Below are 24,548 nucleotides of genomic sequence, written 5' to 3' on the forward strand. Positions count from 1 at the left end.
GGAATAAGTGACTCCCTTTATAAGGGGGCTAACCCTTGTCAGCAATTGCATTCGACCGAAAGTTTCAATGTAAAAAATGCATATCGATCTCCGTCAGCTGCGCCACTACATTGCCCTTGTCGAGCACCGCAGCTTCGTTGCTGCGGCGGCTGCGGTGAACCTGTCGCAATCAGCGTTCAGCCGCAGCATCCAGACCCTCGAGCACAACATCGGCTGCCGCCTGGTGGACCGCGCCAGCAAGGAGCTGGCGCCGACTCGCCAGGGCCTGCTGGTGCTGGAGCATTCGCGGCGGCTGGTGCATGGGGCGCACAACCTGGTCAACGAGATCCACCAGTTCAACGGTGCCACTACCGGCGTGGTGCGCTTCGGCTCCGGCCCGGCGCCGGCAGGGGGTTTGGTACCGCGGGCGGTGGCACGCTTCGTCGCCGAATACCCCGCGGCGCGTACCTGCTTCCAGGTGGATAACTGGCAGGCGCTGAACCGCAAGCTGGTTGCCGAGGAGATCGAGTTCTTCGTCGCTGACACCCGCCAGTTCGAGTCCGACCCGGACTACCAGGTGCACAAGCTGACGCCGCAGCGCTGGCATTTCTGCTGCCGCGTCGGGCACCCGTTGACCGAGCGCGAGAGCGTGCGGGCGCGTGACCTGTTCGACTACCCCCTGGCCACCACCTTCCGCCCGCCGAACATCCGCAAGATCCTCAGCGACCTCAGCGGGCGGCAGGATTTTCTGCCGACGGTGGAGTGCGAGCATGGCTATGCACTGCTGAATGTGGTGATGCATTCGGACACCATCGGCATTGCCTGCAATGCCAACTTGCGGCCGTATCAGCGTGACGGGGGATTGGTGGCATTGCAGCTGGCCGACCTGACGGTGGAGCAGGAAGAAGCGTTCTATACCCGTTATGGGGTGGTGAGCCGGGTGGGGTATGGGCTATCGCCGTTGGCTCAGGGGCTGGTCAGGCAGTTGATTGCCTGCGATACCGAGTTGTAGCTGGCGGGGGCTTTGCCCCCGTTTCGCGACACAAGGCCGCTCCTACAAGGGTATGCGATCGCCTGTAGGAGCGGCCTTGTGTCGCGAAAGGGCCGCCAAGCGGCCCCGGCGATATCAGCCTTTACGCGTAGTGCGGCTGAGTTGCCCATCCACCCCGACCGGCACCTCACCCGCCAGGGTCACCCGCCGCACCACCCGCGGTTGGGTCCCGTAATCATCCACCGCATAATGCTGCGTCGCGCGGTTATCCCAGATGGCCACGTCCCCCGCCTGCCAGCGCCAGCGAACAGTGTTCTCCAGGCGCGTCACATGCCCTTGCAGCACCGCGAACAGGTGTTGCGAATCCGCCAGCGAATAACCTTTGATGCGCTTCACGAAATGCCCCAGCTGCAGCACCCGCTCGCCACTGATCGGGTGCACGCGCACCACCGGGTGCTCGGTCTCGTACACCGTGGAGGTGAACACTTTGCGATAGCGCTCCAGCTTGGCCGGGTCCACATCGGGCTTCACGCTGGCGTAGTCGTATTCGTTGCTGTGCACCGCCCATAGCTTGTCGGCCAGCTCGCGCAGCGGCTCGGGCAGCTCCTGGTAGGCCGTGGCGGTGTTGGCCCACACGGTGTCACCACCGGATGCCGGCGCCACCACGCTGCGCAGGATCGAGGCCTTGGGATAGGCGTCGACGAAGGTCACGTCGGTGTGCCAGGAGTTGGCCCGCTGGCCTTCGGCACCATCGAGCTGCAACAGGTAGCTGGTGCCATCCACCACCGGCACGGTGGGGTGGGCGACCGGCTCGCCGAGCAACTTGGCGAAGGCTTCCTGGCTTTGGTCATCCAGGTGGGTCTGGCCACGGAAGAAGATCACCTTGTGCTTCACCAGCGCGGCCTGGATGGCGTCGAGGGTGGCGGCATCAAGGTCGGCGGACAATTGCACCCCGCGAATTTCGGCACCGATGCGGCCGGCAACCGGGTGGATGTCGAGTTCGAGGGTTTGTGGCGCGGTGGCCAGGGCGGCGTTGCTCATGGTCGTGTCCTTGCGGTCATTGTCGGGTTATCGGGATTCAGCGGGCGGCCTGCACGGCCTGCTTCTGTTGCAGGGCGGCATCGAGGAAGCGTGGTTCGATCCAGTCGGCCACCTGGAAGCCACGGCGGATCAGGCGCTCCTTGGCGGCCAGGTCCACGCCCTGTTGCAGCTGGCCGACGAATTCGGCGTCCAGCCGTGGATCGAAGTAATGGGCCAGGTCTTCCTTGGCCAGGTCGTCACTGAGGATGCTGCGCGGCCAGTTGGCATTGCTGGCCACCAGCTCGACATAGGCCTCGCGGTTGTGTTCGTCGCGCAGCCAGGCGCTGGCCTGTTGCTGGGCATTGACCAGGCGCTGCACCAGCTCGGGGTATTTGCGGATGAAATCGCCAGTGCCCAGCAGCACCGCCTGGGTACTGCCGGCACCTTCCAGGTCACGCGAGTTGACCGGTAGCTCGACCAGCCCGCGCTCGCGCAGCGACAGCAGATTGGACAGGCCCCAGGTGGCGTCGATCTGCTTGGCGGCCAGCGCGGCATTGGCGGCGTTGAAGTCCAGGTTGATCACCTTCAGCTCGCGCTCGCTAAGCCCCTGGCTGGCCAGGGCGCTGGCGAACGACAGCTGGTTGGCGGTGCCACGGAACACCGCCACGCGCTTGCCTTTGAGGTCGTGCAGGGTCTTGATGCCGGAACCGGGCACCACGCCCAGGTAGCTCTTCACCCCACGTACCCCCGCCGACAGCACGCGGGTGTCCAGGCCATTGGCCTTGCCGACGATGGCGGCCAGATCGCCTAGGTAGGCGAAATCGGCCTGGCCGTTGGCCAACGCTTCGTTCACCACCGGCCCGGCGCCCTTGAAGAAGTGCCAGTCGATGCGAATGTTGTCCTTGGCGAATTCCTTCTCCAGCAGTTGCTGGTCACGCAGCACGTCGACCACGCCACCGGCGCTGGGCTTGCTGCCCGCGCTGAGGTCGGGCACGGCGATGCGGATGCTTGCTGGCTTGGCCGGTTCAGCTGCGTGGGCGCTGAGGGTGAAGGCCAGCCCAAGGGCGGTGATCAGGTGGCGCAGCGGGGTTTTCATGGCAAGGCTCCTTGGCAGGCTGCCACCGGCGATGGCCGGCGCTTTGGCCAGAAGCTAGGCAGGTCTGGTTAGAACCTACAAAGATCAAAACTTCATTCTTCAGTAACTGAAAGGCATAAATCAGGCGGCATGCGGGCCTGCGGCTGGCTTGCGGAAAACGCATGGAAAATATGAGGAAAACGCAACGGCGAGGGGCTTCCGTATGCATGAAGCGCATGCTCTTATCTCTTGAAAGTCATTTTTTAGAATTTTTAATTCCATAAATGAATAATCTAACAACGCTTCGAGAGATGGCCGATGAATGGAGTTCTGAGCAGGAATCGGAGGTGGCTCCGGGGGCCGCTGTGCGGCCCTATCGCGACACAAGGCCGCTCCTACAAAGGCCTCGCATACCTGGTGCCTGCAGCAATTGCCGTGCTGTGGGTAGTGGCCAGCCGGGAGCACTGGATGAGCGAGCAGATCCTGCCGGCGCCAGCATTGGTGTGGCAGAGCGCGGTGGAGTTTGGCTCCGGCGAGCTGTGGGGGCACCTGGGGATAAGCTTGCAGCGGTTGTTCTGGGGGCTGGCGGTCGGCATCGGCAGCGGGTTGCTGCTGGGGGTCTGGCTGGGTGCTTCGCGGCGGGCGCAGACGCTGGTGCTGCCGACCTTCGTGGCGCTGGCACAGATTCCTACCCTGGCCTGGATCCCGTTGTTCATGCTGTTCTTCGGGATCGGCGAGTTGCTCAAGCTGGTGGTGCTGGTGAAAGCCGTGGTGGTCCCCGTTACCTTGCACACGCTGGTCGGTGTACGTGATGCCCAGCCCAAGCTGCGAGAGGCCGCTGCGGTGCTGCGCCTGCCTCGCCATCTAATGTTCCTGCGCCTGCTGCTTCCGGCTGCCCTGCCCGCCTTCCTCACCGGCGTACGCCTGGCCCTGGCCACCGGCTGGACCTCGCTACTGGCGGTCGAACTGCTGGCCTCCAGCGAAGGGATTGGCTACCTGATGGTGTGGGGACGGCAGCTGTTCATGCTCGACCTGGTGCTGCTGTGCATCCTGGTGATCGGCCTGGTCGGCGCACTGCTGGAGCGCGGCTTCTCGGCCCTGGAAAAGCGCCTGCTGTACTGGCCGCAAGCGGCCACAGGGGAGCAGCACCGTGGCCCCGTGCCGCGGGGTTGGCAAAGCCTGCTGCTGCCACTGGCACTGTTGGCCCTGTGGCAGGCCAGCAGCAGCTTTGGCTGGGTCGACAGCAACATCCTGACCTCGCCACTTGAAGTGTTGCGCACCCTGCTGACCGGCCTGGCCGATGGTTCGCTGCCGCAAGCCTTGCTGCTGAGCCTGCAGCGCGCTTTGGCCGGCTTGCTGCTGGGCGGTAGCGCTGGCCTGCTGGTCGGTTTGCTGTTGGGGCTTTCGGCCAATGCCGAAGGTATCTTCGGGCCCAGCCTGTCGGCCTTGCGTCAGGTGGCGTTGTTTGCCTGGGTGCCGCTGCTCACAGCCTGGTTCGGCCTGGGTGAAGGGGCCAAGCAGGTATTCGTCGGCATGGCTGCGTTCTTCCCGTTGCTGATCGCCACCCAGCGCGGTATCGCCAGCCTCTCGCCGCAGCTGGGTGAAGCCGCGCGCACCCTGCGCCTGAACCTGTGGCAACGCCTGCGCCTGCTGGTGCTGCCCGGCGCAGCCCCGGCCATTTTTGCCGGCCTGCGCCTGTCGCTGATCTACGCCTGGCTGGGCACCATCGGTGCCGAATACTTCATGCCCTCGGACGGTGGCATCGCCAGCCTGATGATCGGCGCCCAGCAACTGTTCCGCATGGACCAGGTAATGGCCGCCATGCTGCTGATCGGCCTGGTAGGCGCCCTGCTCGGCACCCTTGGACAACGCCTCGAATCGCGCGCCACGCGCTGGAGAACCGCATGAACGCCTTCAATACCTCGCACCTGCACGCGGCCAACCAGCCCGACGTCACCCCGCCCCTGGTCAGCTTCGAGGGGGTCGGCAAAGTGTTCAGCGTCGATGGCCAGCCGCTGGAAGCCATCCGCAACTTCAACCTGTCGATCAACCAGGGTGAGTTCATCGCCATCGTTGGTGCTTCCGGCTGTGGCAAATCCACCCTGCTGCGCCTGCTGGTAGGGCTGGATACCGACTACAGCGGCAACATCCGTGTGGACGGCCACACTGTCAGCGGCATTGGTAGCGAACGCGGCATCGTGTTTCAGGAACACCGGCTGTTCCCCTGGCTGAGCGTGGAACAGAACATTGCCCTGGGCCTGGTCAACGAGCCGCTCACCCAGGGTGAGCGCGCGCGGCGGGTACACGAATTCGTGCAACTGGTGGGGCTGGTCGGCTTCGAGTCGGCCTACCCACACCAGCTGTCCGGCGGCATGGCGCAGCGCGTGGCGATCGCCCGAGGCCTGGTAGCCAGCCCGCGTATCCTGCTGCTCGACGAACCGTTCGGCGCGCTGGATGCGCTGACCCGCCAGCAACTGCAGGACGAGCTGCTGGCCATTCGCGAACGTGCCGGCATCACCACGCTGCTGGTCACCCATGACGCCGAGGAGGCCACCTACCTGGCCGACCGGGTGGTGGTTCTGGAGCCGCGCCCGGGGCGGATCAAGTCGGTGGTGGAGATCGACCTGCCACACCCACGGTTGCGTACGGGCGTGGCACTTCACGAGCTGCGGGAGAAGGTGCTGCACCAGATCACCGGGGATGGCGGCTACCTGACGCCGCCGGTGCGCCGGGTCGAAGGGCTGAGGCCGGAGCTGATTGCGCTCTGAGCCTGTGGGAACGGGCCCGTACTCATAGAAATGCCCATGACTCACTGAATTAGCAGGGCCCCTGTGGGAGCGGCTTTAGCCGCGAACACCGGCGCAGCCGGTGCCATGCACCGAGTTGGATTCTTCGCGGCTAAAGCCGCTCCCACAGGGTACGCGGACCGCTTGCGAATTCAGGTCTCACCGGGCACTGAGGTCACGCAGGTAAGCCCAAGGGTAGATACCCCGCTCATGCCCATCGCTGAACACCAGCTGCACGCCATATCCTTGCGGCTCGATTTGCACCACGCGCACATCATCGCGAACCAGGCTGATGCTCCCCTGCAGCCGTGCCGCTCGGCATTGTGAACAGGGGCAAGCACCGCGCAGGCGGGCATGGCTGAGGCTGTGTTCGCCGTCTTGCCATTGCAGCACCAGTTGCCCGGGCCCGCGCATGTTGCGAATAGCTTGCGGGGCGTTCATCAGTAGGCCCCGCGCAGTTGCGCCATGGCGATCCGCACAGCCTTGCGCACCTCGGGATCGCTATCGGCCTCGGCGGCCTGCAGCACCGGCAAGGCACGCGCCTGGCCCAGCTCACCCAGGGCCAGAGCCGCCTCCTTGCGCAGGTTGGCAATGCCGTGGCCAAGCAACTCGCCAAGCGCGTCCAGGGCCGCAACATGACGCAGCCGCCCCAGAGACCGCGCCGCACGCAGACGTACTTGCCAGAAGTCATCGGCAAGAGCATTTACCAGTGCCGGGCCTGCTGGGGCCAGGCCCACCTTGCCTAGCGTGGTGGCGGCTTCTTCACGCACTTGCCAGGCCTTGTCAGCCAATGCAGCCACCAATGCTGGCACCACCGCGCTGTCGCGGGCGAGGCCCAGCGCACCAATGGCCGCGCGGCGCACCTCGGTGTCCGGCTCGTCTGCGGCAAGCTTTGCCAATGCTGGCAATGCCGGCTGGTGCTTGAGCCAGCCAAGAATACCCACTGCCTCACGCCGGACCGCGGCGTCGCCATCGGTCAGGGCCAGCAGTGCAGGCTCTGCAGCATCTTCCAGGCGCAACTCGCGCAAGGCACGCAGGGCGCTTGCACGGACGAAGGCATCGGCATGCTTGACCCATGGCAGGATCAGCTGACCGGTTTCAAGGCTCTTGAGTTCGCTGAGGCTCTGGGCGGCAGCCAGCCGTACCGGCTCGGCAGCATCGGCCAGCGCAGCACACAGGGCCTGCACAACTTCGGGTTCTTCCCAGGCCTCGAGCAGGCGCGCGGCCTCGGCACGCACCTCGTCGGCGACATCCACCAGCAGTGCATCGTTGAGCCATGGCAAGCCATCCGGGTCTTCCAGGTCGGCCAGTTCGATCAGGGCGATGCGGCGCACGCCTGCATCAGCGGCACCAAGGCGAGGCAGAAGAGCAAGGATGTCGGGGTTGTCAGTCGTTCGTTCAGTCATAGCGCGATCCGTAGCGGTGGGTGCTCAGTGTCCGGCAGGCCCAGCGGGGTCAGGCGCGGGAGTTCGCGGCCTTCCTCGTGACGGAGCAAGGCCAGACAGTGACGCTTGAGGTGAGTGAATTCAGGGCTGGTCAGCAGGCTGGCGCGGCGTGGGCGCGGAAACTCCAGGTGCAGGTCTTCGATAAAGCGGCCAGGTCGCGGGCTCATCACCAGGATACGGTCGGCCAGGAACAGCGCCTCGTCGATATCGTGGGTGACGAACACCACGGTAGTGCGGATGCTTGCCCAGATATCCAGCAACAGCTCTTGCATGCGTGCACGGGTTTGCGCATCCAGGGCACCGAAGGGTTCGTCCATCAGCAAAAGGCGCGGGCGGTTGATCAGCACACGGGCAATCTCGGCCCGTTGCTGCATGCCGCCGGACAACTGACTGGGCCAGCGCCCGGCAAAGTCGGCCAGCCCCACCAGTTGCAGCATTTCACGAGCCTGCCGGCGACGTTCGGCGCGGCCCTGGCCCTGCATCTTCAGGCCGAAGGCCACGTTGTCGAGCACGCTACGCCAAGGCAGCAAGGTGTGGTGCTGAAACACCATGCCACGCTGCGGTGACGGCCCGGCAACGGTCTGGCCATCCACGCTCAACTGGCCGCTGCTGGGCACCAGGTGCCCGGCCAGGGCGCCAAGCAACGTCGACTTGCCACAACCGGAGGGGCCAAGGATGCAGACGAACTCGCCTGGCTCTACGGCGAAGTCCAGACGCTGCACCGCCTCGAATGCTTCGCTGCCGTGCCCCAGTCGAATCGACAGGCCACGCCCGTCGATACGCCCTGGTGCTGGTTGATAACTGTTCATCAACTGGCCCTCCGCGTGCGGTACCAAGGCGTGGCCAACTCCCCAAGGCGCTTGACCAGGGCGCTGCTGCCCATGCCCAGCACGCCGATCAGCAGCATGCCGACGATGATGTCCGGGTAGTTTTGCAAGGTGTACGACTCCCAGGTGTAGTAGCCGATACCGAACTGTCCGGAAATCATCTCGGCGGTGACCAGGCAGAACCATGAAGTCCCCATGCCGATGGCCAGGCCAGTGACGATGCTTGGCAGCGCTCCAGGCAACACCACTTCGCGCAGGATCGACCAACGCTCTGCACCGAGGCTGCGCGCCGACGCCACCAGGCGCGGGTCGATGGCCTCGACGCCGTGCACGGTGTTCAGCAGGATCGGGAACAGCGCACCAGTGAACGTTATGAACACCATCGACAGTTCCGACGATGGGAACATCAGGATCGCCAGCGGGATCCACGCCACCGCAGGAATCGGCCGCAGCACTTCGAGTGGCGGCAGCAGGGTGTCCTCGGCCCATTTCGAGCGGCCGATCAACAACCCCAGGGCCACGCCAATCAGCGCCGCGGCGCCATAACCGGCAAAAACCCGCGACAGGCTGCTGCCCAGGTGCGCCAGCAGGGTGCTGGAGGTCAGCAACTGCCAGGCAGCTTCCAGTACCGCCTTCGGTGTGGGGACATAGGTGAACGTCAGCAGCCCGAGGTCCAGCTTCACGCTCGCCGCGACCTGCCAGAACAGCAGGCAGGCCAGCAGCGAAGCCAGGCGCACCGGCCAGCGCTTGAGGTTGCAGGTCATGTCGGTGCCTCCCGGTCAGCGCTGGGCGACCAGCTTCTGGTTGGCGCTGACGAAGTCCAGCGCTTCACCACCATGGGCCTTGGCATACTGCTCGGCCTGGTCCTTGAGCAGGAACGCCGCCAGTTCACCCTTGGCGTTACGCACGAACCAGGCCTGGTTCGCCAGCAACTTGATTCCGCTGTCGGCGGCCTGGGCGTAGATGGCGCGGATGTCCTTGCCCTCCTGCTCCAGCTGGGCCAAGGCGCCAAGCGCGGCCTCCGGCGAAGCGTAGTGGCGGACCTTGCCTTCACCGCGCACCCAGATCTGTGCCAGGCGGCTGAAGTCAGTAATCGGTTTGCCTGTCAGCGCGTCATTGGCCTTGAGTGGCTGCGGATCGTAGTCTTTCAGCGCCTTGTCGTAGTCCAGGCCAGCCTCCTTGAAGGCCGCACGGATGTATTGGTCGTCGATGAACTTGTCGGTGTCGAGGCCGCGGTCGGTCTTTTTAAGCAGCTTGAGCGTATCGATGGAGGTTGCGACTGCCTGACGGTATTCAGGCTTCCATGTCAGGTCGCGGGTCTGCAGGCCGAGCGGGCCGTGGAACAGGTAATTGACCTCGGCCTCGATGCCGGTGACTTTCTCGATCAACTCGCTGTACTTCTCAGGTTCCGCAGCGATCAGCCGATCAGCTTCGAGGCTGGCGCGCAGGTAGGCGGTGACCACTTCGGGGTACTTCTTCGCATAATCGGCATCGACCAAAGCGCCATGGAAGGTCGGTGCGTTGGCCTGGGCGCCGTCATAGATCTTGCGGGCGAAGCCGCGGTTGGGGAACAGTTCGGCGAACGGCACGAAGTCGGCATGGGCCTCGATGCGGTTGCTACGCAGGGCGGAACCGGCGATTTCCGGCGCCTGGGCGATGATTCGCACATCCTTCTGCGGGTCCCACCCCTGGGCTGCTACGGCACGCAGCAGCATGCCGTGGGCGGTGGAGGCGAACGGCACGGAAATGGTCCTGCCCTTGAGTTCAGCCAGCGACTGCACGCTGGACGCCGCCGGTACGACGATGCCATTGCCGCTGCCGTGCACGCTGCCCGACAGCACGCTTACGAACAGGCTGCGCTTGCCGGCATCCAGGTGAGCAACACCGTTGAACGACCCGGGGAAGTCGGCCATTGCACCGAAGTCGAGTTTGCCAGCGACCATTTCATTGGTCAGTGGCGCACCGCTGGTGAAGTTCTTCCACTCCACCTGATACTTGGCATCTCTGTATTTGCCGTCATGCGGCAGGTACTTGTCCAGCAGGCCAAGCTCGCGTATCAGCAGGCCACCAGTGGCGCAGTTGATGGTAGTGTCCTGGGTGCCAATGGCGATGCGGATGGTTTCGGCGCTGGCATTCAGGCCAGTGAGCGCCAGCGCGAGGCCGGCCACGGTTGCAACAAGGCGCATGGGTGTTTCCCCTCGAGTCGTTATAAGAGTTGGGTCGTCTCCGCCGCCCGGCTTGGGTGGTGGGAAACGAGGGGCACAGCAGGAGGGCGTCCGGTGGTGCGCCGGATGGCGGGATGAATCAGCGCAGCAGGTACGGGATGTCGACCTTCACCGCACCCGTGGGGCAGTCCTTTTCGCAGGGCATGCAGTACCAGCATTCGTCGAACGCCATGTAGGCCTTCTGCGTGGCCGGGTTGATCGCCAGCAGGTCCATGGGGCAAACCTCCACGCAGACGGTGCAGCCTTTTTCGGCGATGCACTTGTCTTCGTCGATGGTGACGGGGGCGCTGCTGCGGAAGAAGATTTCTTGCGGCTGGTAGGCCATTTCACGGAGTCCTCGGGGCCTGCGGCCCTCGTTCTTCGAAGTGTTCACAGGACACAGCGTCGCCTAGGCTGCATCGGCCTTTACTCGCAGCTGGTCGTAGGCGGTCTGCTCTTCTGCGTCCAACGCAATCAGGTAAGGCTCGACCGCTTTCCTGAAGCTGGTCATTTCACCGTTTTCGCCCTTTTTCAGATGGCAATGGCAGAACCACTCGCCATCATTGCGCTCAGGGAAGTCCACCCGGTGGTGGTACAGCCCCCAGCGGCTTTCCTCGCGGAACAGCGAGGCCCGCGCCGCCATCTCGGCGCAATCGCGAATCACCGAAACCTCCATCGCACGCATCAGTTCATGAGGGTTGCTGGCCTTCATCTGGTCCAGGTCACGTTCGATCTCGGCAAAGCGCGCCAGGCCGATTTCCATCTTTTTGGTCACCTTCGGCGGTTGCAGGTAATCGTTGACCATGCGTCTGAGCTTGTACTCGACCTGCGCCGGCGGCAGGCCATGCTGACGCTGCAGCGGGGCAAACACCCGCGCGCGCTCGCGCTCGACCTGTTCGGCATCGACCTCGGCGAATTCGCGCCCGGTCACGTAATGCGCAGCGTTCACACCGGCAAACCAGCCATAGGTGAAGGCCCCGAGCATGTAGTTGTGCGGCACCGCTGCCATATCGCCCGCGGCATACAGCCCTTTGACGCTGGTCTCGGCCTTTTCATTGACCCACACCCCCGACGCCGAATGCCCCGAGCAGAAACCGATCTCCGAGATATGCATCTCGACCATGTGCTGGCGATAATCGGTGCCACGCCCGGCGTGGAACTGGCCACGACTGGGGCGCTCGTTGCTGTGCAAGATTTCTTCGATGTTCTGGATGGTTTCCTCGGCCAAATGATCGAGCTTGAGGAACACCGGGCCATTGCCGCCCTCGAGCTCCTGGTGGAACTCCCACATCATCTGGCCGCTCCAGTAGTCGCACTCGATAAAGCGCTCACCCTTGCTGTTGGCGGTATATCCACCCAGTGGGCCGGTGACGTAGGCACAGGCCGGGCCGTTGTAGTCCTTGATCAGCGGGTTGATCTGGAAGCACTCGAGGTTGGCCAGTTCGGCACCTGCATGGTAGGCCATGGCGTAGCCATCACCGGCGTTGGTCGGGTTCTCGTAGGTGCCCATCAGATAGCCCGACGACGGCAGGCCCAGGCGCCCGGCCGCTCCGCAGGCAAGGATCACCGCCTTGGCCCGCACCACGCGAAACTCGCCGCTACGGCAATCGAAACCCAGCACGCCAGCGGCCGCGCCTTCACCATCGAGCAGCACACGGGTGCAGACCATACGGTTGCTGATTTCGACCCGGGCACGCTTGAGCTGACGGTACAGCACCTTCTTGATGTCGTGGCCTTCGGGCATGGGCAGCACGTAGGCGCCCATGTGGTGAACCTTTTTCACCGCGTAGTCGCCGGTCTCGTCCTTCTCGAATTTCACCCCCCAGCGGTCGAGTTGCTCGATGGTTTCAAAGCTGTGGGTAGCGTAGGCATGCACCGTGGCCTGGTTGACGATACCGTCATTGGCCACGGTGATTTCCTTGGTGTACTGCTCGGGGGTGGCATGGCCTGGGATGATCGCGTTGTTCAGGCCATCCATGCCCATGCTGATGGCACCGCTGCGCTTGACGTTGGCCTTGTCCAGCAGCAGCACGCGCAGGTTTTTGTCCTGCTCCTTGGCCTTGATCGCCGCCATCGGCCCGGCGGTACCGCCACCGATGACGATGATGTCGTAGTCCTGGGTCTGGATGCTCATGCCTTGCTCCCCTTCTGGCGGTCGATGCGCAGGCGGTACTGGAAAGCATCGCCGCGGTAGTAAAGGTGTTCGAAGTCCAGTGGCGTACCGTCGGCGGCATGGGTCAGGCGCTCGATGCGCATGATCGGCGAGCCTTCTTCAACATCCAGGGCCTGGGTCAGGTCGCTGTCGGCCAGCACGGCATCGATGGCCAGGTCGGCGTGGCCAAGGGCAATGCCGCAGTCGTTTTCCAGGAGCAGGAAAATGTCGCGGGTGACAAGGTCGGCCTTTTCCAGTTTTTCGCCGACGGCCTTGGGCAACCAGGTCAGCTCCAGCGACACCGGCTCGCGGTTGATCAACCGCACCCGGCGGATCTCGGTGACCAGGCTGCCCTCCTCGACCTGCAGCCGCGCGGCCACCAATGCATTGGCTGGCACATGGCGGAAACTGCGCAGGCGGTTGATCACCTCGTAACCCATTTGCGTCATCGACTCGCCCAACCCCTGCAGGGTACTGACGTTCTGGAAAGCCTTGGGCTTGGCTACGAAGGTGCCCTTGCCGTGGATCTTGAAAATCAGCCCTTCCTTCTGCAGGTCGCCCAGCGCCTGGCGCACGGTGATGCGGCTGACGTCGAAAGCCTTGCCCAGCTCGCTTTCCGAGGGCATGCGGCTATGTGGCGGATAAGTGCCATCGAGGATGCGCTCGCGCAGCAATTCCTTGAGCTGGGTGTAGAGCGGTACCGGGGACAGGGGGAGCAGTTGGGCCATAGGTCTCTTCACTGATCGATTACTTGTTATAACAAGTTGTGACTAGAGAATAGTGGGCATAACAGCAACGATGGAAATATCGATATTGCATATGGATAGAGGCATTTGTGAGTGCCATTACCGCCCGTTTCACGGCTGAAGGGAAAAATGGCTACAGATCAAGGTGATGGACGGCACCACCACAGATGGGTATCATGCGTGCGCGTTGCACTCGTAGCTCAGCTGGATAGAGTACTGCCCTCCGAAGGCAGGGGTCGTGGGTTCGAATCCCGCCGAGTGCGCCATCTTCTTTCCCTTGTGTCACAAGGGGTTGGCGCTTCCGCGCAGAACTTGCCTTGGTCCTGAAAGTCGCTTTGCCAAAGTGCAACTGGGCGATGTGCGTCTGGACTATCAATAGGCCGAAGATCGGCATCACCGGAACCGTTTCGCTCAAGTCGGCCGGCTCGCCCCCAAATGTATTCTATTCCCGGCGCTATTCCAGGTACGGCCTGAACGTAACCCACTGGGCCGCATGGCTGCTGGCCTTGGGCATGCTCTGGCACCGGCGGCACAAGGCGCTGGGTTGAGGAAGGTCAGAACAATCGCAGCGGCATGTTGACCACCAGCCGCACTTCGTCGTAGCTGCCATCGATCTGCCCGCCGTGGGCGCGATGGTTGTAGACGATGGTACGCACGCTGGTGTCGCGCCAGGCGCCGCCCTGCAGCACGTAGCCAAGTACCAAGCCATTCTCCTCGTGCCGCGCGCCGCGCAGACCGCGCACGTTGTATCCGGCGTGGCGGCCATTGCGGTCACCCTGGTAGTGGCTGCCATCGATGCCCCAGCCCTTGGCGTGCCACAACCCAAAGCTCAGGCCCGGCACGCCGTAGGCGCTGGCATCGAAGTCGTAGCGCAACTGCCAGGAGCGTTCGTTCGGGCCGTTGTAGTCCGAATACAGCGAGTTGGCCATGTAGTTGCCGGTCGACTCCCACACATAGTCGAAATACTCGTTGCCCTCGACCTGCTGCCAGGCCAGCGTCAGACCATGGGCCTGGTGCGCCAGCGTGGTGGCCAGGCTCCAGGCCTGGTTGTCGATATAGCCCAGTTGCTGCTGGCCGCTGTCGCGGGTGCGGTAGTAGTGAAAGGCCGGGCGCACAGCCAGCTTGGCCCGATCGCCCAGCGTGCCGCCCAGCCCCACGTACAGCTGCTGCCAGGTATCTGCCAGGTGCGAGCCGTACAGGCTGGCAGACAGCGCGCCGCTGTAACGGGCACCGATATAGCTGATCGAATCGGCCTTCACCGCCCGATCGCCGAAGGTGCTGGTCAGCAGCTCGCTGCCGGTGCCGGTGCGCGGGATTGCCCGATCGAAGCGCCCGGCGTCCAGTTGCAGGCCAGCGATGCTCTGGTTGCTCAGCGCCACACCCTGAAAGCTCGACGGCAGCGCCCGGTTATCCTTGTAGCGCAGGATCGGATTGTCCAGGCGTTGTCGGCCAACCCGCAAGGTACTGCCGGCCAGGCGCAGGCGCAGCGCGCCGACAGCCAGGCGGCTCCAGGTGGGGATGGCGTCGCCGTCGCTGTCCACCAGTACCCGGTCGCCACCGTTGGCCACCCGGCCATGGCCGCGATTCAGGTTTATCGCGCCGTACAGCGAGGCATCCACGCCAATGCCGAGCACACCGCTAGTGTAGCCTGACGCATAGTCGAGCATCGCCGCCTGCACCCAGGTCTCGCGCAGACGCGAGGGGGTCAGGCGGCCGTCCTTGCGGATCGCCAGGTAGGTGTCGCCCTGCGTATGCTGGTTGGAGTAGTAGTGCCGCAGGTTGAGGTCCAGACGGCTGCCGTCGATGAAGCCGGGCTGGCCAGCAGCCACACAGGGCGTGATGAGGGCGCAGCACAGAAGTGTGCGTCTTTGCATATGCAAGGGGTGTCCTGTCCGTGAACGAAGGTCGGTGCCGTGCCTGCCAGGCACTTCATAGGGTCAATCGGGCCAGTGCCGGATCGGCCCGCGCCAGGTTTCGAAGGCCTTGGCCAGGCGCAGCAGCCAAGTGTCGGCGAAGCGCGGGGCGACCATCTGCAAGCCAATGGGCATACCCTGGTCACTGAAGCCGCAGTTGATCGACAGCGCCGGTTGCTCGCCCATGTTCCAAGGCACGGTGAACACTATGTGTTCGAACGGCAGTTGCGGGTCGTTGCCGGGGGAGGCCAGCTCGGCGGGATAGGCCTGCACCTGATTGGTCGGCGACAGCAGCAGGTCGCACTGCTCGAACAGCCGCGCAGCTCGCCGGCGCATCTCGAAGGTCTGGTTGAAGCCTTCCACCGCCTCCACCGCCGTCATGTGGCGGGCCGGCTCGGCCCACTGGCGGATGTACGGCAGCACCTGGGCCAGGCGCTCGGGCGCCAGCTGGCGGAGTTCGCTCCACTGCCGCGCGCGCCAGAAGCGGTCAAGGCCGTCGAGCAGACGACGCTCCATCAATGGCGCCACCTCCACCAGCCTGGCGCCCTGCGCCTCGAACAGCCCGGCGGCGGCGCGCACCGCGGCGCAGGTCTGCGCGTCGGGCTGCAGGCCGCAACCGGGTTCAAGCAGCAGCCCCACCCGCAGGCCGCGCACGCTCACCGGGGGCAACCCCCAGTCGAGCTCGGCCGCCGGCAGGCTGGTGGCATCACGCAGGTCCGGGCGCGCCAGCACCGCCATCATCGCCGCGCAGTCGTCTACCGTGCGGGTCATGGGCCCGGCGCAGCGGCCGGTATAATACGGGTCGATGGGTATGCGCCCGAGGGTCGGCTTGAAGCCCACCAGCGCGCACCAGCCGGCCGGCAGGCGCACCGAACCACCGATGTCGGTGCCCAGGTGAAGCGGACCGTAGCCCGCCGCTGCCGCGGCCGCCGTCCCGGCGCTGGAGCCACCGGGGTTGAGTGCCGTGTTCCATGGGTTGCGGGTGATGCCGTGCAGGCTCGACAGGCCCGAGGACAACATGCCGAAATCCGGCACGCAGGTCTTGCCCAGCAGTACCGCGCCCGCCTCGCGCAGGCGCGCCGCCGGTGGCGCATCGGCTAATGCCAGGCGCGGCTCCAGGCCCGCGCACCCCTGGTCGAGCAGCTGCCCACGGGTGGCAATCAACGATTTCAAGGTCACCGGCACGCCATCCAGCGGCCCGAGCGGCGCGCCCCTGGCCCAACGTTGGGTGGACGCAGCGGCCTGCTCCAGCACCAGCTCAGGGGTGAACTGGCACAGTGCATTCAAGGCCGGCTCGCGGCGCTGTACATGGTCAATCAGGTACTGGTGGTACTCCAGTGGCGACAGCTCGCGGCGATCATACAGCGACGTCAGTTCGGCCACCGACAGCCACTGCAAAGGGCCGCAGCTCATTTGGCACCTGCCGGCACACTGGCATTTTCGACGTCCGGCCCACGCTGGGCGAACAGGCGCACGCAGCAGAGCCCCACTGCGCCCATGAGCACGCTGAAGCCCACCGCGACCCACTGGTTCCAAGGCATAAGGGCGATCAGCAGCAACGGTGTAACGCTCGCCCACAACGCGTAGGCGATGTTGTAGGTGACAGATATCCCCGACACGCGAATGGCCGCCGGGAACAGCCCGACCATGATCGACGGCACCACCCCGACCACGCCGCAACACAAGCCGGCCAGCGCGTAGGCCACGCCGATCAGCGGCAACTCGAAAATCAGGCTGGCGTACAGCGCCGCCACCCCGACGGGCAGCAGGGCGCTGTGGATCGCCAGGGCACGCCAGGGGCCGAGGCGGTCGGCCATGCGCCCGGCGAGGATGCAACCGATATTGAGGAAGACGATGCCCAGGCTGCTCAGGGCGAAGGTCTGGTCCGCCGGCAGTCCGAAGCGCTTCTGCATCACCGTCGGGGTAATCACCACCAGCACCACCACTGCCGAGGTCAGCACGCAGGTCAGCAGCAGTGCCGGGGTGATGGCTCGCCGGTGTCCGCGCAGCACGGTGCGCAACGGCAGCTCCGGGTCGGCTGCGTGGCGCGCCTGCAGGGCGACGAATACCGGCGTTTCGCTGAGCCAGCGACGCAACCAGACACCGACCAGACCAAACACACCGCCCAGGATGAACGGCAGACGCCAGCCGTGATCGAGCATCTCCTGTGGGGTGTAGACCCGCGCCAGCACCGCCGCGGTGACCGCGCCCAGCAGGTAGCCGAAGGTCAGCCCGGCCTGCAACATGCCCAGGGCGAAGCCGCGGTGGCCGGCCGGTGCGTGCTCGGCGACGAACGCCCAGGCGCTGGGCACTTCGCCGCCTACGGCGGCGCCCTGCAGGATGCGCAGGGCCAGCAACAGCAACGGTGCCCAGTAGCCGATCTGCGCGTAGGTCGGCATCAGGCCGATCAGCAGGCACGGCAACGCCATCATCAGGATGCTCAGGCTGAACACACGCTTGCGCCCCAGGCGGTCGGCGAAGTGCGCCAGCAGAATGCCTCCCAGCGGCCGCGCCAGGTAGCCGGTGACGAATATGCCGAAGCTCTGCAGCAAGCGCAGCCATTCGGGCATGTGCGGCGGGAAGAACAGCTCGCTGAGGATCAGCGCGAAGAACACGAAGATGATGAAATCGTAGATCTCCAACGCGCCGCCCAGCGCGGCAAGGCCCAGGGTCTTGTAGTCGGCGCGGCCGAAGCGCGTGGAAACGGGTCGAGGATGGGCCGTCATTGGCATGGGTGTCCTGTAATCGGGTAACGAAGGCGCGGCAGAACCGGTCGGGTTCATGGTCACCGTCGCGGGCGGACAGGACAATAAAAAGCGCGTCTGGGTCGCTTTTTCACCGGAATCTGTACATTGAGTTTTGACAGCGAAAGCCAATAATCGGGCCACCTTTGACCCACAAGATGGCCCCAACATGGATGAAATTCAGCGCCAGATCGCCGCATTTGACCACCCAGACGTCGAAGCAGTGGCCATTATCCGTGGCCGTGTGCTGCACGCCCTACAGACCTTCTTGCTCGACCGTGACTTCCGCCAGTTGTTGCCGATACTGATGTCGCCGATCACCGACCCCCTGAACCACGCGGTGTACCCGGCCGAGATCCAGTACCAGCAGCGGCGCCTGAAACTCACCGCCAGCATGATCTTCCACAAGCAACTGGCCCTGACCGCCCGCGGCCACGAGCGCATCTTTATCGTTGCGCCGAACATCCGCCTGGAAAAGCCGGAGATCAAGGACTCCCAGCGTCACTTGCTGGAGTTCTCCCAGTTCGACTTCGAGATTCGCGGCGGCACCATGCAACAGGCCATGCAGTTGATCGAGCAGATGGTCAAGCACACCCTGGACGAGGTGCGCCAACACTGCGCCGCGCAACTGGCCCAGCTGGGCCGTGAACTGCCGCGTTACGAAACCGCCTTCCCGGTGTACAGCACCGACGAACTGCAGGCCGAACTGGGCGATGACTTCGAGCGCTTGATGTCGGAAAAGGCCCATACGCCGTTCTTCATCACCAACCACCGCCGCGAGTTCTACGACCGCGAGACCCCCGGCCAACGCGGCCACTACAACAACTATGACCTGGTCTGGCCCGAGGGCTATGGCGAGGCATTGTCGGGCGCCGAACGGGAGTACGAGCACGGTCAGATCCTCTACCGCATGAACGAGCTGGACATGGACCTGACCCCGTTCGGCAACTTCCTCGAAGCAGCCCGCCAGGGGCTGCTGCATCCCAGCGCCGGCGGCGGGCTGGGCATCGAACGGCTGCTGCGCTTCATCTGCGGCAAGCGCCATATCCGCGATGTCGCCCTGTTCGACCGCAGTGTCGGCAGTGACTTCCTGTTCTGAGCCCTTCACGCCCTCGCACCGGCCCGCTCTGACGGCGGGCCTTTTCCGGAGACACCCGCATGACCCCCTTGCGCATTCACTGGTGCTCGCCGCTCGACAGCGGCCAGCAGAAAGCCTCCGACAAGTACGACACCGGACGCCTGGACTTCGCCGGTATCGTCGATTTCGCCCAGGAGGCCGACGAACTGGGCATCGACTCGCTGCTGATGGGCATCAGCTACCACATGCCCGACCCGCTGCCGATGATCGGCGCGCTGGTGCGCGAAACTCGCAACGTCAAGTTCATCCTCGCCTACCGCCCCGGGCTGCTGCACCCGACCCTGTTCACCCAGGTGGTCAACACGCTGTCGTGGATGTCCGACAAGCGCATCGCCCTGAACCTGGTGGCCGGCATCTCGCCGGACGAGCAGGCGTACTACGGTGACTACGTTGCTCACGATGGCCGCTATGCGCGCACCTGCGAGTTCATCGAGATTCTCAGGCGCTTCTGGGCCGGGGAAACGCCACTCAGCCACCATGGCGACTTCTACCAGCTGGACAAGGCCCAGCTGGGCCTCCCGTTCAAGGACCTTGAGCGGCCACGCCTGTATCTGAGCGGCGCCTCAGGCATCGCCCAGCAGGTCGCGGTATCCCACAGCGACTGCTGGCTGCGCTACGGCGACACGCCCGAAGGCATTGCCGAGGCCGCGCGCGAAGTACTCGCGGCCGGACGTTCGGTAGGCATACGCATGCACGTGCTGGCGCGAGAAACCCGCGACGAGGCACTGGCCGAGGTCGACGCAATGATGGAAAACCCCGACCAGCAGCACCGTGAATGGGTGCGCCAGTTTGTCGCCCGCTGCGACTCCGAGGCGGTCAAGACATCGTTTCGTCTGGCCGAGGGTGCCCATCACGACTGGCTGTCGCCGATGCTTTGGTCGGGGGCTGTGGCCTACCGAGGCGGCCCGGCTCTGTGCGTGGTAGGCAGCTATGAGGAAGTGGCCGCCTACCTGCTGGAGTACAAGAAGGCCGGGGTGAGCGAGTTCATCTTCTCCGGTTGGCCGACCCGCGACGAGATGCGCAGCTTCTGCCAGCACGTGCTGCCACGCTTGCGCGAACTTGAAGCCGAACTGGACCGCCAGCATGGCTGAGCACCCGCCCCTGCGCCGCTTCGGCGCCGGCCTGCTGCTGGGCCTGATGGCCGAACAGACGGTGCTGTTTGCCGTCCCGCTGATGGTCTACCAGGTCACCGGCAGCCTGCGTTACTCCGGGCTGGTGTTCGCCCTGGAATGGCTGCCGGCGCTGCTCGCTTACCCGTTCGCCGGGGTGCTGGCGGACCGTGTAGGCGGGCGCAGTCTGCTGCAGTGGGCCAACGTGCTGCGCGCCGCCAGCCTGGGGCTGACCGTACTGTGCTGCAGCCTGGCGCCGGCCCTGACGGTCTGGGCGCTGGCGGCCAACGGCGTACTGCTGTCGCTGCTGATGGCTCCGGTGCGCATGGCCGTGGAGCGCACCGTGCCGCAGGTGGCGCCGGCCGAGCGCCTGGCCCACACCCAGTCGCTGGTGCAGAACATGGAGCTATTGGCACAGGTGCTGGGTCCGGCCTGCGCCGCCGCGCTAGTGCTGTACAGCGGCAAGCTGGCGCTGCTGGGCCTGGCCGCCGTCGCGCTGCTGCTGGCAGCACTGTGCTGGCGCGGTCTGCCCAACGCCCACGCCGACAGTACTCGGCAACCTGTGCTCGCAGCCCTGCGCCAGGGCTGGCAGCTGCTGCTGGGTAACCCGCCGATCATCAGCCTGGCGCTGCTGAACTGCAGCATCAACCTGGCCTTCGCCTGCGTGCTCAGCGCCAATGCCTTCGTCGTCAGCGACGTGTTCCAGGCCACCGACAGTGCCTTCGGCCTGATCAACAGCGCCGCCGGGGCTTTGGGCCTGCTGAACTTCCTGCTGGTGCCGTGGTTGCTGACAAGACTGTCGATCCACCAGGTGGGGGCGCTGGGTTTCGCCGTGCTGTGCGGCGGGATCCTGGCCATGGGCATGGCCAATGGCGTATTCGCCTACGGTGCCAGCTTCGTCCTGGCCATGGCCGGCTGCACCCTGTTCAACGTGTTCAACCGCACCCAGCGGATCAAGGTGATCCCGCGCAAGCACCTGGGCAAGGTAATGGGCCCTTTCTACCTTCTCAACCTGGCGTCCTACCCGCTGGGCGGCCTGCTCAGCGCCAGCATCGGCCAACGCTACGGCATTCAGGGCCTGATTCTCGCCATGGGCCTGCTGTTGAGCGTGCCGGGCGCCCTGCTGTTCCACCTCACCACGCGGCGCCTGAACGCCGCACTTGGCACTGACACACTAGCCATGGAGGCATCCCGATGAAAAGCCAACACCTGTGCCTGCTGGCCACGGTCGAATCCGACTCGCACATGTGGAACCTGGTGTACCTGCAACTGTGGCTGGGCGAGCGCGGCCTGGAGGTGAAGAACCTGGGCAGCTGCACACCGGTCCAGGCCGTGCTCGACGCCGTCGACCAGCACCAACACGCGCATCTGCTGGTGATCAGCAGTGTCAACGGCCACGGCTACTCCCAGGGTCTGGCACTGATTCGCGCGCTGCGCCAGCAGCACCCGCACCTGCACATCGTGATTGGCGGCAAGCTGACCACCTCCGAGGCGCAAACCCGCGCGGTCCGCGAGGAGCTGCTGGCTGCCGGGTACGACGCGGTGTTCACCGAGGACGACGCCCTAGACGCCTTCCAGCGCCATCTCGATCGCTTGGCCCAGGCCCGTCACTCGCTGGTGCTCGGCGCTGGCGACGTGACGCACTGGACCTGAGCCCCCTTCTTGCCCGAACAAGGAACGAACCCATGCATATCGTGATCGTCAACCGCTGGCCGCGCTTCCACGACGGCCAGCGCTGGGACAACGAACTGACCCGCTACGAAGCCTTCTTCGATCACCATGCCCACCGCATCAGTTATGTGGTCGACGGCCCCGGCGCGCTCGGCGTGCTGACGCCACGCGAGCAGATCGCCCACATGGTGCAGGTCGAGGACGTAAACCAGTACCCACAGTTGCTGGCCGCAGTGACTGAAGTGATCGAACGGGTCGGCCCGGTCGACCTGCTGATCGCGTTGTCCGAATTCACCCTCGAAATCGCCGCCCAGGTGCGCCAGGCACTGAACATTCCGGGCCATGGGCCGGACGAAGTGGGGGTGTACCGCGACAAGGCGCGGATGAAACACGTGCTGCAAGAGCATGGCCTGGCCGTGCCGGCCTTCACTCGCTGCCATAGCCTGGAACACACCCTGAACTTCGCCAACGCAACCGGCTACCCGCTGATCGTCAAGCCGGTGGACGGCGCCGCCAGCATCGGCGTGGTGCGGGTCGATGACGAGCGCCAGCTGCTGGCCGCGCTCGACGGCGTCGACCTGGCGCGCCACGAAGTGGAGGCCTTCGTCGAGGGCCAGGTATACCACGTCGACGGCTACACCGACGCTACCGGTCAGGTGCCGTTCCAGGCCGTGTCGCGCTACCTCAACAGTTGTCTGGACTTCGCCCGGCACCAGCCGTTGGGCTCGGTGTTGCTGCAAGCCTCGCCGTTGCGTACGCGCATCGCCGACTTCAGTCGCCAGTGCCTGCAGGCGCTGGGGCTGCGCGACACCGCGTTCCACCTGGAACTGTTCGTGTGCGAGGACGGTCGCCTGGTATTCCTGGAAGTGGGTGCGCGGGTTGGCGGCAGCGAGGTGCCACACCTGATCAACCAGGTGTTCGGCGTCAATCTCTATGAGCATTGGCTGAAGAACCTGCTCGGCGAGCCTGCCACCCTGCCCGGCCAGGACAGCGACCCCAGCGGCGGCTGGCTGATCATCCCCAAGCCGCGGCAACTGCCGTGCACAGTGCTCGAGGCACCGTCGCAGCGCACCCAGGTCGCTTCGCTTTGGCGCGAGTTGCTGCCCCAGCCCGGCGAAGTGCTGGAGGTCGGCGGCGGCTACGACGCGCTGCAGGGCGGACGTTTCATTTTCACCGGTAGCGACCAGGCTGGCATCGAGCGAGACATCCGACATGTCATCGAACACTACCGCCTGGAGACGCAACCAGCATGAACCACGCCGCACGTACCGAACACGACGACGCCGCGCTGCTGGCCCGGCTCACCCCTTACCTGAGCGACAACGACCAGAACGCCGTGCGCGTGTTCGGCGAACGCCTGATCGAGGCCGCCGGAGGCCTGGAAGGCCTGGCCGACTACCGCCTGATGGTCGCCTACGGCGGCGGCAAGGACAGCTCCTATACCGTGTCGCTGCTGCGCGCGACCCAGCTGCACCTGGCCATCACCCATGGTCGCACCTTCCACCTGCGTATCGCCAACATGCGTCATGCCGGGGTGGCCGACGCGGTGATGGCCAACATCGATCGGGTCTACCATGCCCTGGCGCTGTACGGCGACGCACGGGTCGAGATGCTGGTGGTCGACCACCAGCAGATCCGCCCGTTCGAACGCCACCTGCCCTTCCCCGGCCAGGTGAAGGCGATGAACCGCTTCGACGTGCTGATGAACGGCCACCGCACCGCCGGCGACGGTCGCCCGACCTTCTGCAACAGCTGCAACCTTGCGGTGGCCGACTTCTTTGGCCGCGCCGCCTGGTGGCAGGGTGGCGTCGACGCGGTGGTCACCGGCGACTCGCGCAAGGAACAGAAGCACTACTTCACCTGGATCATGCGCCTGGCCGAACGCCTGGGGCTGAACGTCGAGGCCTGCCGCCGCCAAGGCTTTCGCGGGCTGCTGCAGGCGCTGGACGGTATCGCCCAGGCCTACTTCATCGAACTGCTCGGCGAAGGCTTCGACGCCGCACTTGACGAGCGTCGGGTCAGTACCGGCAACGCCGGCGGGGAACCTGCGTTCATCAGCATCTACGACCTGGTGAGCTACCGGGTCGACGACCACTGGGAGCTGATCACCGAGTTCCTCGGCTTCCGTTTCGAGGAGCTGGCATTCAGCTTCACCGAGTCGGACTGCGCCAACCCGATGCTCATGGCCCATCTGCGCGGGCTCAAGGCCGAGCAGGTGCAAGGACGCAGCTACGATGATGGCCTGGCCGAATACCTGGAACTGGCCCAGGCCTTGATGCGCAAGAAGGAAATGCCCGATCGTCTTATCGAGCTGGCCCTGGCGCCCTATGCCGGCGCCGCAGGCATGGCCAACCGGCGCGCCCTGGCCGACAGCTTCGCCCGCTCGGCTTTTGACCTCGACGAAGAGCAGCTTGTCTGCATGCAGTTCTCGCCCTTCGTCAGCCATGGCCGTGACCTGGCGCTATACCTGAGCCTGCGTCATCCTCAGATTGTCGGGCGGCTGGAGGACTTGCACGCGCTGCTTGACGGCCAGGCCGAGGACGAGATGCTCGGCCAATGGCTTGGTGAGGTCAGCGGCCTGCCGCTGGCGGCATTGCGCAGCCTTTACCGGCACGCGCCCATCGATTTCGACAGCGATACCTCGCTGATCGCCCGAGTGCGCGCCGGCGACCCGCACAAGGGGCGGATCGTGCGTCACGATCCGATCACCGGTGAACAGGTGGTCGAACTGGTGTCAGGGCGTTGACC

Annotated in this window: 22 protein-coding genes and 1 tRNA gene; 10 read left to right on the forward strand and 13 right to left on the reverse strand. The window is 65.0% G+C overall.

The window, feature by feature from the left end; translation table 11 throughout:
• The first annotated feature begins 76 nt into the window (after window positions 1-76).
• The gene (locus CAG00_RS10060) at window positions 77-991 is read left to right on the forward strand and encodes a LysR family transcriptional regulator (protein WP_075044302.1); all 915 of its coding nucleotides are present in this window, start codon (window positions 77-79) and stop codon (window positions 989-991) included.
• Window positions 992-1,105: 114 nt separating this feature from the next.
• On the opposite strand, the gene CAG00_RS10065 is transcribed toward CAG00_RS10060, so the two are convergent.
• Together CAG00_RS10065 and CAG00_RS10070 are read right to left on the reverse strand one after the other, a co-directional pair.
• Window positions 1,106-2,011, reverse strand: a complete 906-nt coding sequence (locus tag CAG00_RS10065; RefSeq protein ID WP_025337303.1) for a TauD/TfdA family dioxygenase — start codon at window positions 2,009-2,011, stop codon at window positions 1,106-1,108.
• 37 nt (window positions 2,012-2,048) lie between these two features.
• Window positions 2,049-3,086 carry an ABC transporter substrate-binding protein gene (locus CAG00_RS10070; protein WP_085664175.1) on the reverse strand — a complete coding sequence of 346 codons (1,038 nt, stop codon included), beginning with the start codon at window positions 3,084-3,086 and terminating at the stop codon, window positions 2,049-2,051.
• Between the two features lie 297 nt (window positions 3,087-3,383).
• On the opposite strand from CAG00_RS10070, the gene CAG00_RS10075 reads away from it, so the two are divergent.
• Window positions 3,384-4,973: an ABC transporter permease gene (locus CAG00_RS10075; RefSeq protein WP_256578981.1), complete on the forward strand. Its 1,590-nt coding sequence runs from the start codon at window positions 3,384-3,386 to the stop codon at window positions 4,971-4,973.
• Complete coding sequence (locus CAG00_RS10080) at window positions 4,970-5,833, forward strand: ABC transporter ATP-binding protein (RefSeq protein ID WP_025337300.1); 864 nt, start codon at window positions 4,970-4,972, stop codon at window positions 5,831-5,833. Before CAG00_RS10075 ends, CAG00_RS10080 begins: the two co-directional genes overlap by 4 nt.
• Window positions 5,834-6,010: 177 nt before the next feature.
• Here CAG00_RS10080 and CAG00_RS10085 read toward each other — a convergent pair whose 3' ends face one another.
• The 8 genes from CAG00_RS10085 to CAG00_RS10120 all read right to left on the reverse strand — a co-directional run bounded on the left by CAG00_RS10085 (window position 6,011) and on the right by CAG00_RS10120 (window position 13,207).
• On the reverse strand, window positions 6,011-6,292 hold the full coding sequence (locus CAG00_RS10085) for a gamma-butyrobetaine hydroxylase-like domain-containing protein (RefSeq protein WP_025337299.1): 282 nt from the start codon (window positions 6,290-6,292) through the stop codon (window positions 6,011-6,013).
• Entirely contained in the window at window positions 6,292-7,257 is a 966-nt protein-coding gene (locus CAG00_RS10090) for a HEAT repeat domain-containing protein (RefSeq protein WP_085664176.1), read from the reverse strand. The genes CAG00_RS10085 and CAG00_RS10090 overlap by 1 nt, the downstream gene beginning before the upstream one ends.
• Complete coding sequence (locus CAG00_RS10095; protein WP_015268566.1) at window positions 7,254-8,105, reverse strand: ABC transporter ATP-binding protein; 852 nt, start codon at window positions 8,103-8,105, stop codon at window positions 7,254-7,256. The genes CAG00_RS10090 and CAG00_RS10095 overlap by 4 nt, the downstream gene beginning before the upstream one ends.
• The gene (locus CAG00_RS10100; RefSeq protein WP_015268565.1) at window positions 8,105-8,887 is read right to left on the reverse strand and encodes an ABC transporter permease; all 783 of its coding nucleotides are present in this window, start codon (window positions 8,885-8,887) and stop codon (window positions 8,105-8,107) included. The genes CAG00_RS10095 and CAG00_RS10100 overlap by 1 nt, the downstream gene beginning before the upstream one ends.
• A 15-nt stretch (window positions 8,888-8,902) precedes the next feature.
• A complete protein-coding gene (locus CAG00_RS10105) occupies window positions 8,903-10,309 on the reverse strand; it encodes an ABC transporter substrate-binding protein (RefSeq protein ID WP_085664177.1) in 1,407 nt (468 codons plus the stop codon).
• Between the two features lie 118 nt (window positions 10,310-10,427).
• Entirely contained in the window at window positions 10,428-10,673 is a 246-nt protein-coding gene (locus tag CAG00_RS10110; RefSeq protein ID WP_008096634.1) for a ferredoxin family protein, read from the reverse strand.
• Between the two features lie 63 nt (window positions 10,674-10,736).
• Window positions 10,737-12,461: a fumarate reductase/succinate dehydrogenase flavoprotein subunit gene (locus CAG00_RS10115; protein WP_075044296.1), complete on the reverse strand. Its 1,725-nt coding sequence runs from the start codon at window positions 12,459-12,461 to the stop codon at window positions 10,737-10,739.
• On the reverse strand, window positions 12,458-13,207 hold the full coding sequence (locus CAG00_RS10120) for a GntR family transcriptional regulator (protein WP_085664178.1): 750 nt from the start codon (window positions 13,205-13,207) through the stop codon (window positions 12,458-12,460). Before CAG00_RS10120 ends, CAG00_RS10115 begins: the two co-directional genes overlap by 4 nt.
• Before the next feature lie 207 nt (window positions 13,208-13,414).
• On the opposite strand from CAG00_RS10120, the gene CAG00_RS10125 reads away from it, so the two are divergent.
• Window positions 13,415-13,491: transfer RNA gene (locus CAG00_RS10125), tRNA-Arg, on the forward strand.
• A gap of 288 nt (window positions 13,492-13,779) precedes the next feature.
• On the opposite strand, the gene CAG00_RS10130 is transcribed toward CAG00_RS10125, so the two are convergent.
• The 3 genes from CAG00_RS10130 to CAG00_RS10140 form a co-directional block, all read right to left on the reverse strand.
• Complete coding sequence (locus tag CAG00_RS10130; protein ID WP_085664179.1) at window positions 13,780-15,099, reverse strand: OprD family outer membrane porin; 1,320 nt, start codon at window positions 15,097-15,099, stop codon at window positions 13,780-13,782.
• Window positions 15,100-15,162: 63 nt separating this feature from the next.
• Window positions 15,163-16,551, reverse strand: coding sequence for an amidase (locus tag CAG00_RS10135; protein WP_085664180.1), 1,389 nt, complete (start codon window positions 16,549-16,551; stop codon window positions 15,163-15,165).
• Complete coding sequence (locus CAG00_RS10140; RefSeq protein WP_085664181.1) at window positions 16,548-17,864, reverse strand: MFS transporter; 1,317 nt, start codon at window positions 17,862-17,864, stop codon at window positions 16,548-16,550. Before CAG00_RS10140 ends, CAG00_RS10135 begins: the two co-directional genes overlap by 4 nt.
• A gap of 187 nt (window positions 17,865-18,051) precedes the next feature.
• Here CAG00_RS10140 and CAG00_RS10145 point away from each other — a divergent pair, with 187 nt between their 5' ends.
• The 6 genes from CAG00_RS10145 to CAG00_RS10170 are packed head-to-tail and all read left to right on the forward strand — an operon-like array spanning window position 18,052 to window position 24,546.
• The gene (locus CAG00_RS10145) at window positions 18,052-18,981 is read left to right on the forward strand and encodes an asparagine synthetase A (protein ID WP_085664182.1); all 930 of its coding nucleotides are present in this window, start codon (window positions 18,052-18,054) and stop codon (window positions 18,979-18,981) included.
• A gap of 59 nt (window positions 18,982-19,040) precedes the next feature.
• Window positions 19,041-20,111 (forward strand): LLM class flavin-dependent oxidoreductase, encoded by a 1,071-nt coding sequence (locus tag CAG00_RS10150; protein ID WP_085664183.1) that lies wholly within the window; start codon window positions 19,041-19,043, stop codon window positions 20,109-20,111.
• Window positions 20,104-21,327, forward strand: coding sequence for an MFS transporter (locus CAG00_RS10155; RefSeq protein ID WP_085664184.1), 1,224 nt, complete (start codon window positions 20,104-20,106; stop codon window positions 21,325-21,327). Before CAG00_RS10150 ends, CAG00_RS10155 begins: the two co-directional genes overlap by 8 nt.
• A complete protein-coding gene (locus tag CAG00_RS10160) occupies window positions 21,324-21,782 on the forward strand; it encodes a cobalamin B12-binding domain-containing protein (protein ID WP_085664185.1) in 459 nt (152 codons plus the stop codon). The genes CAG00_RS10155 and CAG00_RS10160 overlap by 4 nt, the downstream gene beginning before the upstream one ends.
• Window positions 21,783-21,814: 32 nt before the next feature.
• Window positions 21,815-23,053 (forward strand): acetyl-CoA carboxylase biotin carboxylase subunit family protein, encoded by a 1,239-nt coding sequence (locus CAG00_RS10165; RefSeq protein ID WP_085664186.1) that lies wholly within the window; start codon window positions 21,815-21,817, stop codon window positions 23,051-23,053.
• Complete coding sequence (locus tag CAG00_RS10170; protein ID WP_085664187.1) at window positions 23,050-24,546, forward strand: hypothetical protein; 1,497 nt, start codon at window positions 23,050-23,052, stop codon at window positions 24,544-24,546. Before CAG00_RS10165 ends, CAG00_RS10170 begins: the two co-directional genes overlap by 4 nt.
• Window positions 24,547-24,548 lie beyond the last annotated feature (2 nt).

This window comes from Pseudomonas sp. B5(2017) (assembly GCF_002112825.1).
GTDB classification, from domain to species: Bacteria; Pseudomonadota; Gammaproteobacteria; order Pseudomonadales; family Pseudomonadaceae; genus Aquipseudomonas; species Aquipseudomonas putida_Z.

Excerpts from the sequence above, each read along its gene's own strand:
- CAG00_RS10060 (WP_075044302.1), top strand. The coding sequence starts at position 77 with ATGCATATCGATCTCCGTCAGCTGCGCCACTACATTGCCCTTGTCGAG.
- CAG00_RS10065 (WP_025337303.1), bottom strand. The coding sequence starts at position 2,011 with ATGAGCAACGCCGCCCTGGCCACCGCGCCACAAACCCTCGAACTCGAC.
- CAG00_RS10070 (WP_085664175.1), bottom strand. The coding sequence starts at position 3,086 with ATGAAAACCCCGCTGCGCCACCTGATCACCGCCCTTGGGCTGGCCTTC.
- CAG00_RS10075 (WP_256578981.1), top strand. The coding sequence starts at position 3,384 with ATGAATGGAGTTCTGAGCAGGAATCGGAGGTGGCTCCGGGGGCCGCTG.
- CAG00_RS10080 (WP_025337300.1), top strand. The coding sequence starts at position 4,970 with ATGAACGCCTTCAATACCTCGCACCTGCACGCGGCCAACCAGCCCGAC.
- CAG00_RS10085 (WP_025337299.1), bottom strand. The coding sequence starts at position 6,292 with ATGAACGCCCCGCAAGCTATTCGCAACATGCGCGGGCCCGGGCAACTG.
- CAG00_RS10090 (WP_085664176.1), bottom strand. The coding sequence starts at position 7,257 with ATGACTGAACGAACGACTGACAACCCCGACATCCTTGCTCTTCTGCCT.
- CAG00_RS10095 (WP_015268566.1), bottom strand. The coding sequence starts at position 8,105 with ATGAACAGTTATCAACCAGCACCAGGGCGTATCGACGGGCGTGGCCTG.
- CAG00_RS10100 (WP_015268565.1), bottom strand. The coding sequence starts at position 8,887 with ATGACCTGCAACCTCAAGCGCTGGCCGGTGCGCCTGGCTTCGCTGCTG.
- CAG00_RS10105 (WP_085664177.1), bottom strand. The coding sequence starts at position 10,309 with ATGCGCCTTGTTGCAACCGTGGCCGGCCTCGCGCTGGCGCTCACTGGC.
- CAG00_RS10110 (WP_008096634.1), bottom strand. The coding sequence starts at position 10,673 with ATGGCCTACCAGCCGCAAGAAATCTTCTTCCGCAGCAGCGCCCCCGTC.
- CAG00_RS10115 (WP_075044296.1), bottom strand. The coding sequence starts at position 12,461 with ATGAGCATCCAGACCCAGGACTACGACATCATCGTCATCGGTGGCGGT.
- CAG00_RS10120 (WP_085664178.1), bottom strand. The coding sequence starts at position 13,207 with ATGGCCCAACTGCTCCCCCTGTCCCCGGTACCGCTCTACACCCAGCTC.
- CAG00_RS10130 (WP_085664179.1), bottom strand. The coding sequence starts at position 15,099 with ATGCAAAGACGCACACTTCTGTGCTGCGCCCTCATCACGCCCTGTGTG.
- CAG00_RS10135 (WP_085664180.1), bottom strand. The coding sequence starts at position 16,551 with ATGAGCTGCGGCCCTTTGCAGTGGCTGTCGGTGGCCGAACTGACGTCG.
- CAG00_RS10140 (WP_085664181.1), bottom strand. The coding sequence starts at position 17,864 with ATGACGGCCCATCCTCGACCCGTTTCCACGCGCTTCGGCCGCGCCGAC.
- CAG00_RS10145 (WP_085664182.1), top strand. The coding sequence starts at position 18,052 with ATGGATGAAATTCAGCGCCAGATCGCCGCATTTGACCACCCAGACGTC.
- CAG00_RS10150 (WP_085664183.1), top strand. The coding sequence starts at position 19,041 with ATGACCCCCTTGCGCATTCACTGGTGCTCGCCGCTCGACAGCGGCCAG.
- CAG00_RS10155 (WP_085664184.1), top strand. The coding sequence starts at position 20,104 with ATGGCTGAGCACCCGCCCCTGCGCCGCTTCGGCGCCGGCCTGCTGCTG.
- CAG00_RS10160 (WP_085664185.1), top strand. The coding sequence starts at position 21,324 with ATGAAAAGCCAACACCTGTGCCTGCTGGCCACGGTCGAATCCGACTCG.
- CAG00_RS10165 (WP_085664186.1), top strand. The coding sequence starts at position 21,815 with ATGCATATCGTGATCGTCAACCGCTGGCCGCGCTTCCACGACGGCCAG.
- CAG00_RS10170 (WP_085664187.1), top strand. The coding sequence starts at position 23,050 with ATGAACCACGCCGCACGTACCGAACACGACGACGCCGCGCTGCTGGCC.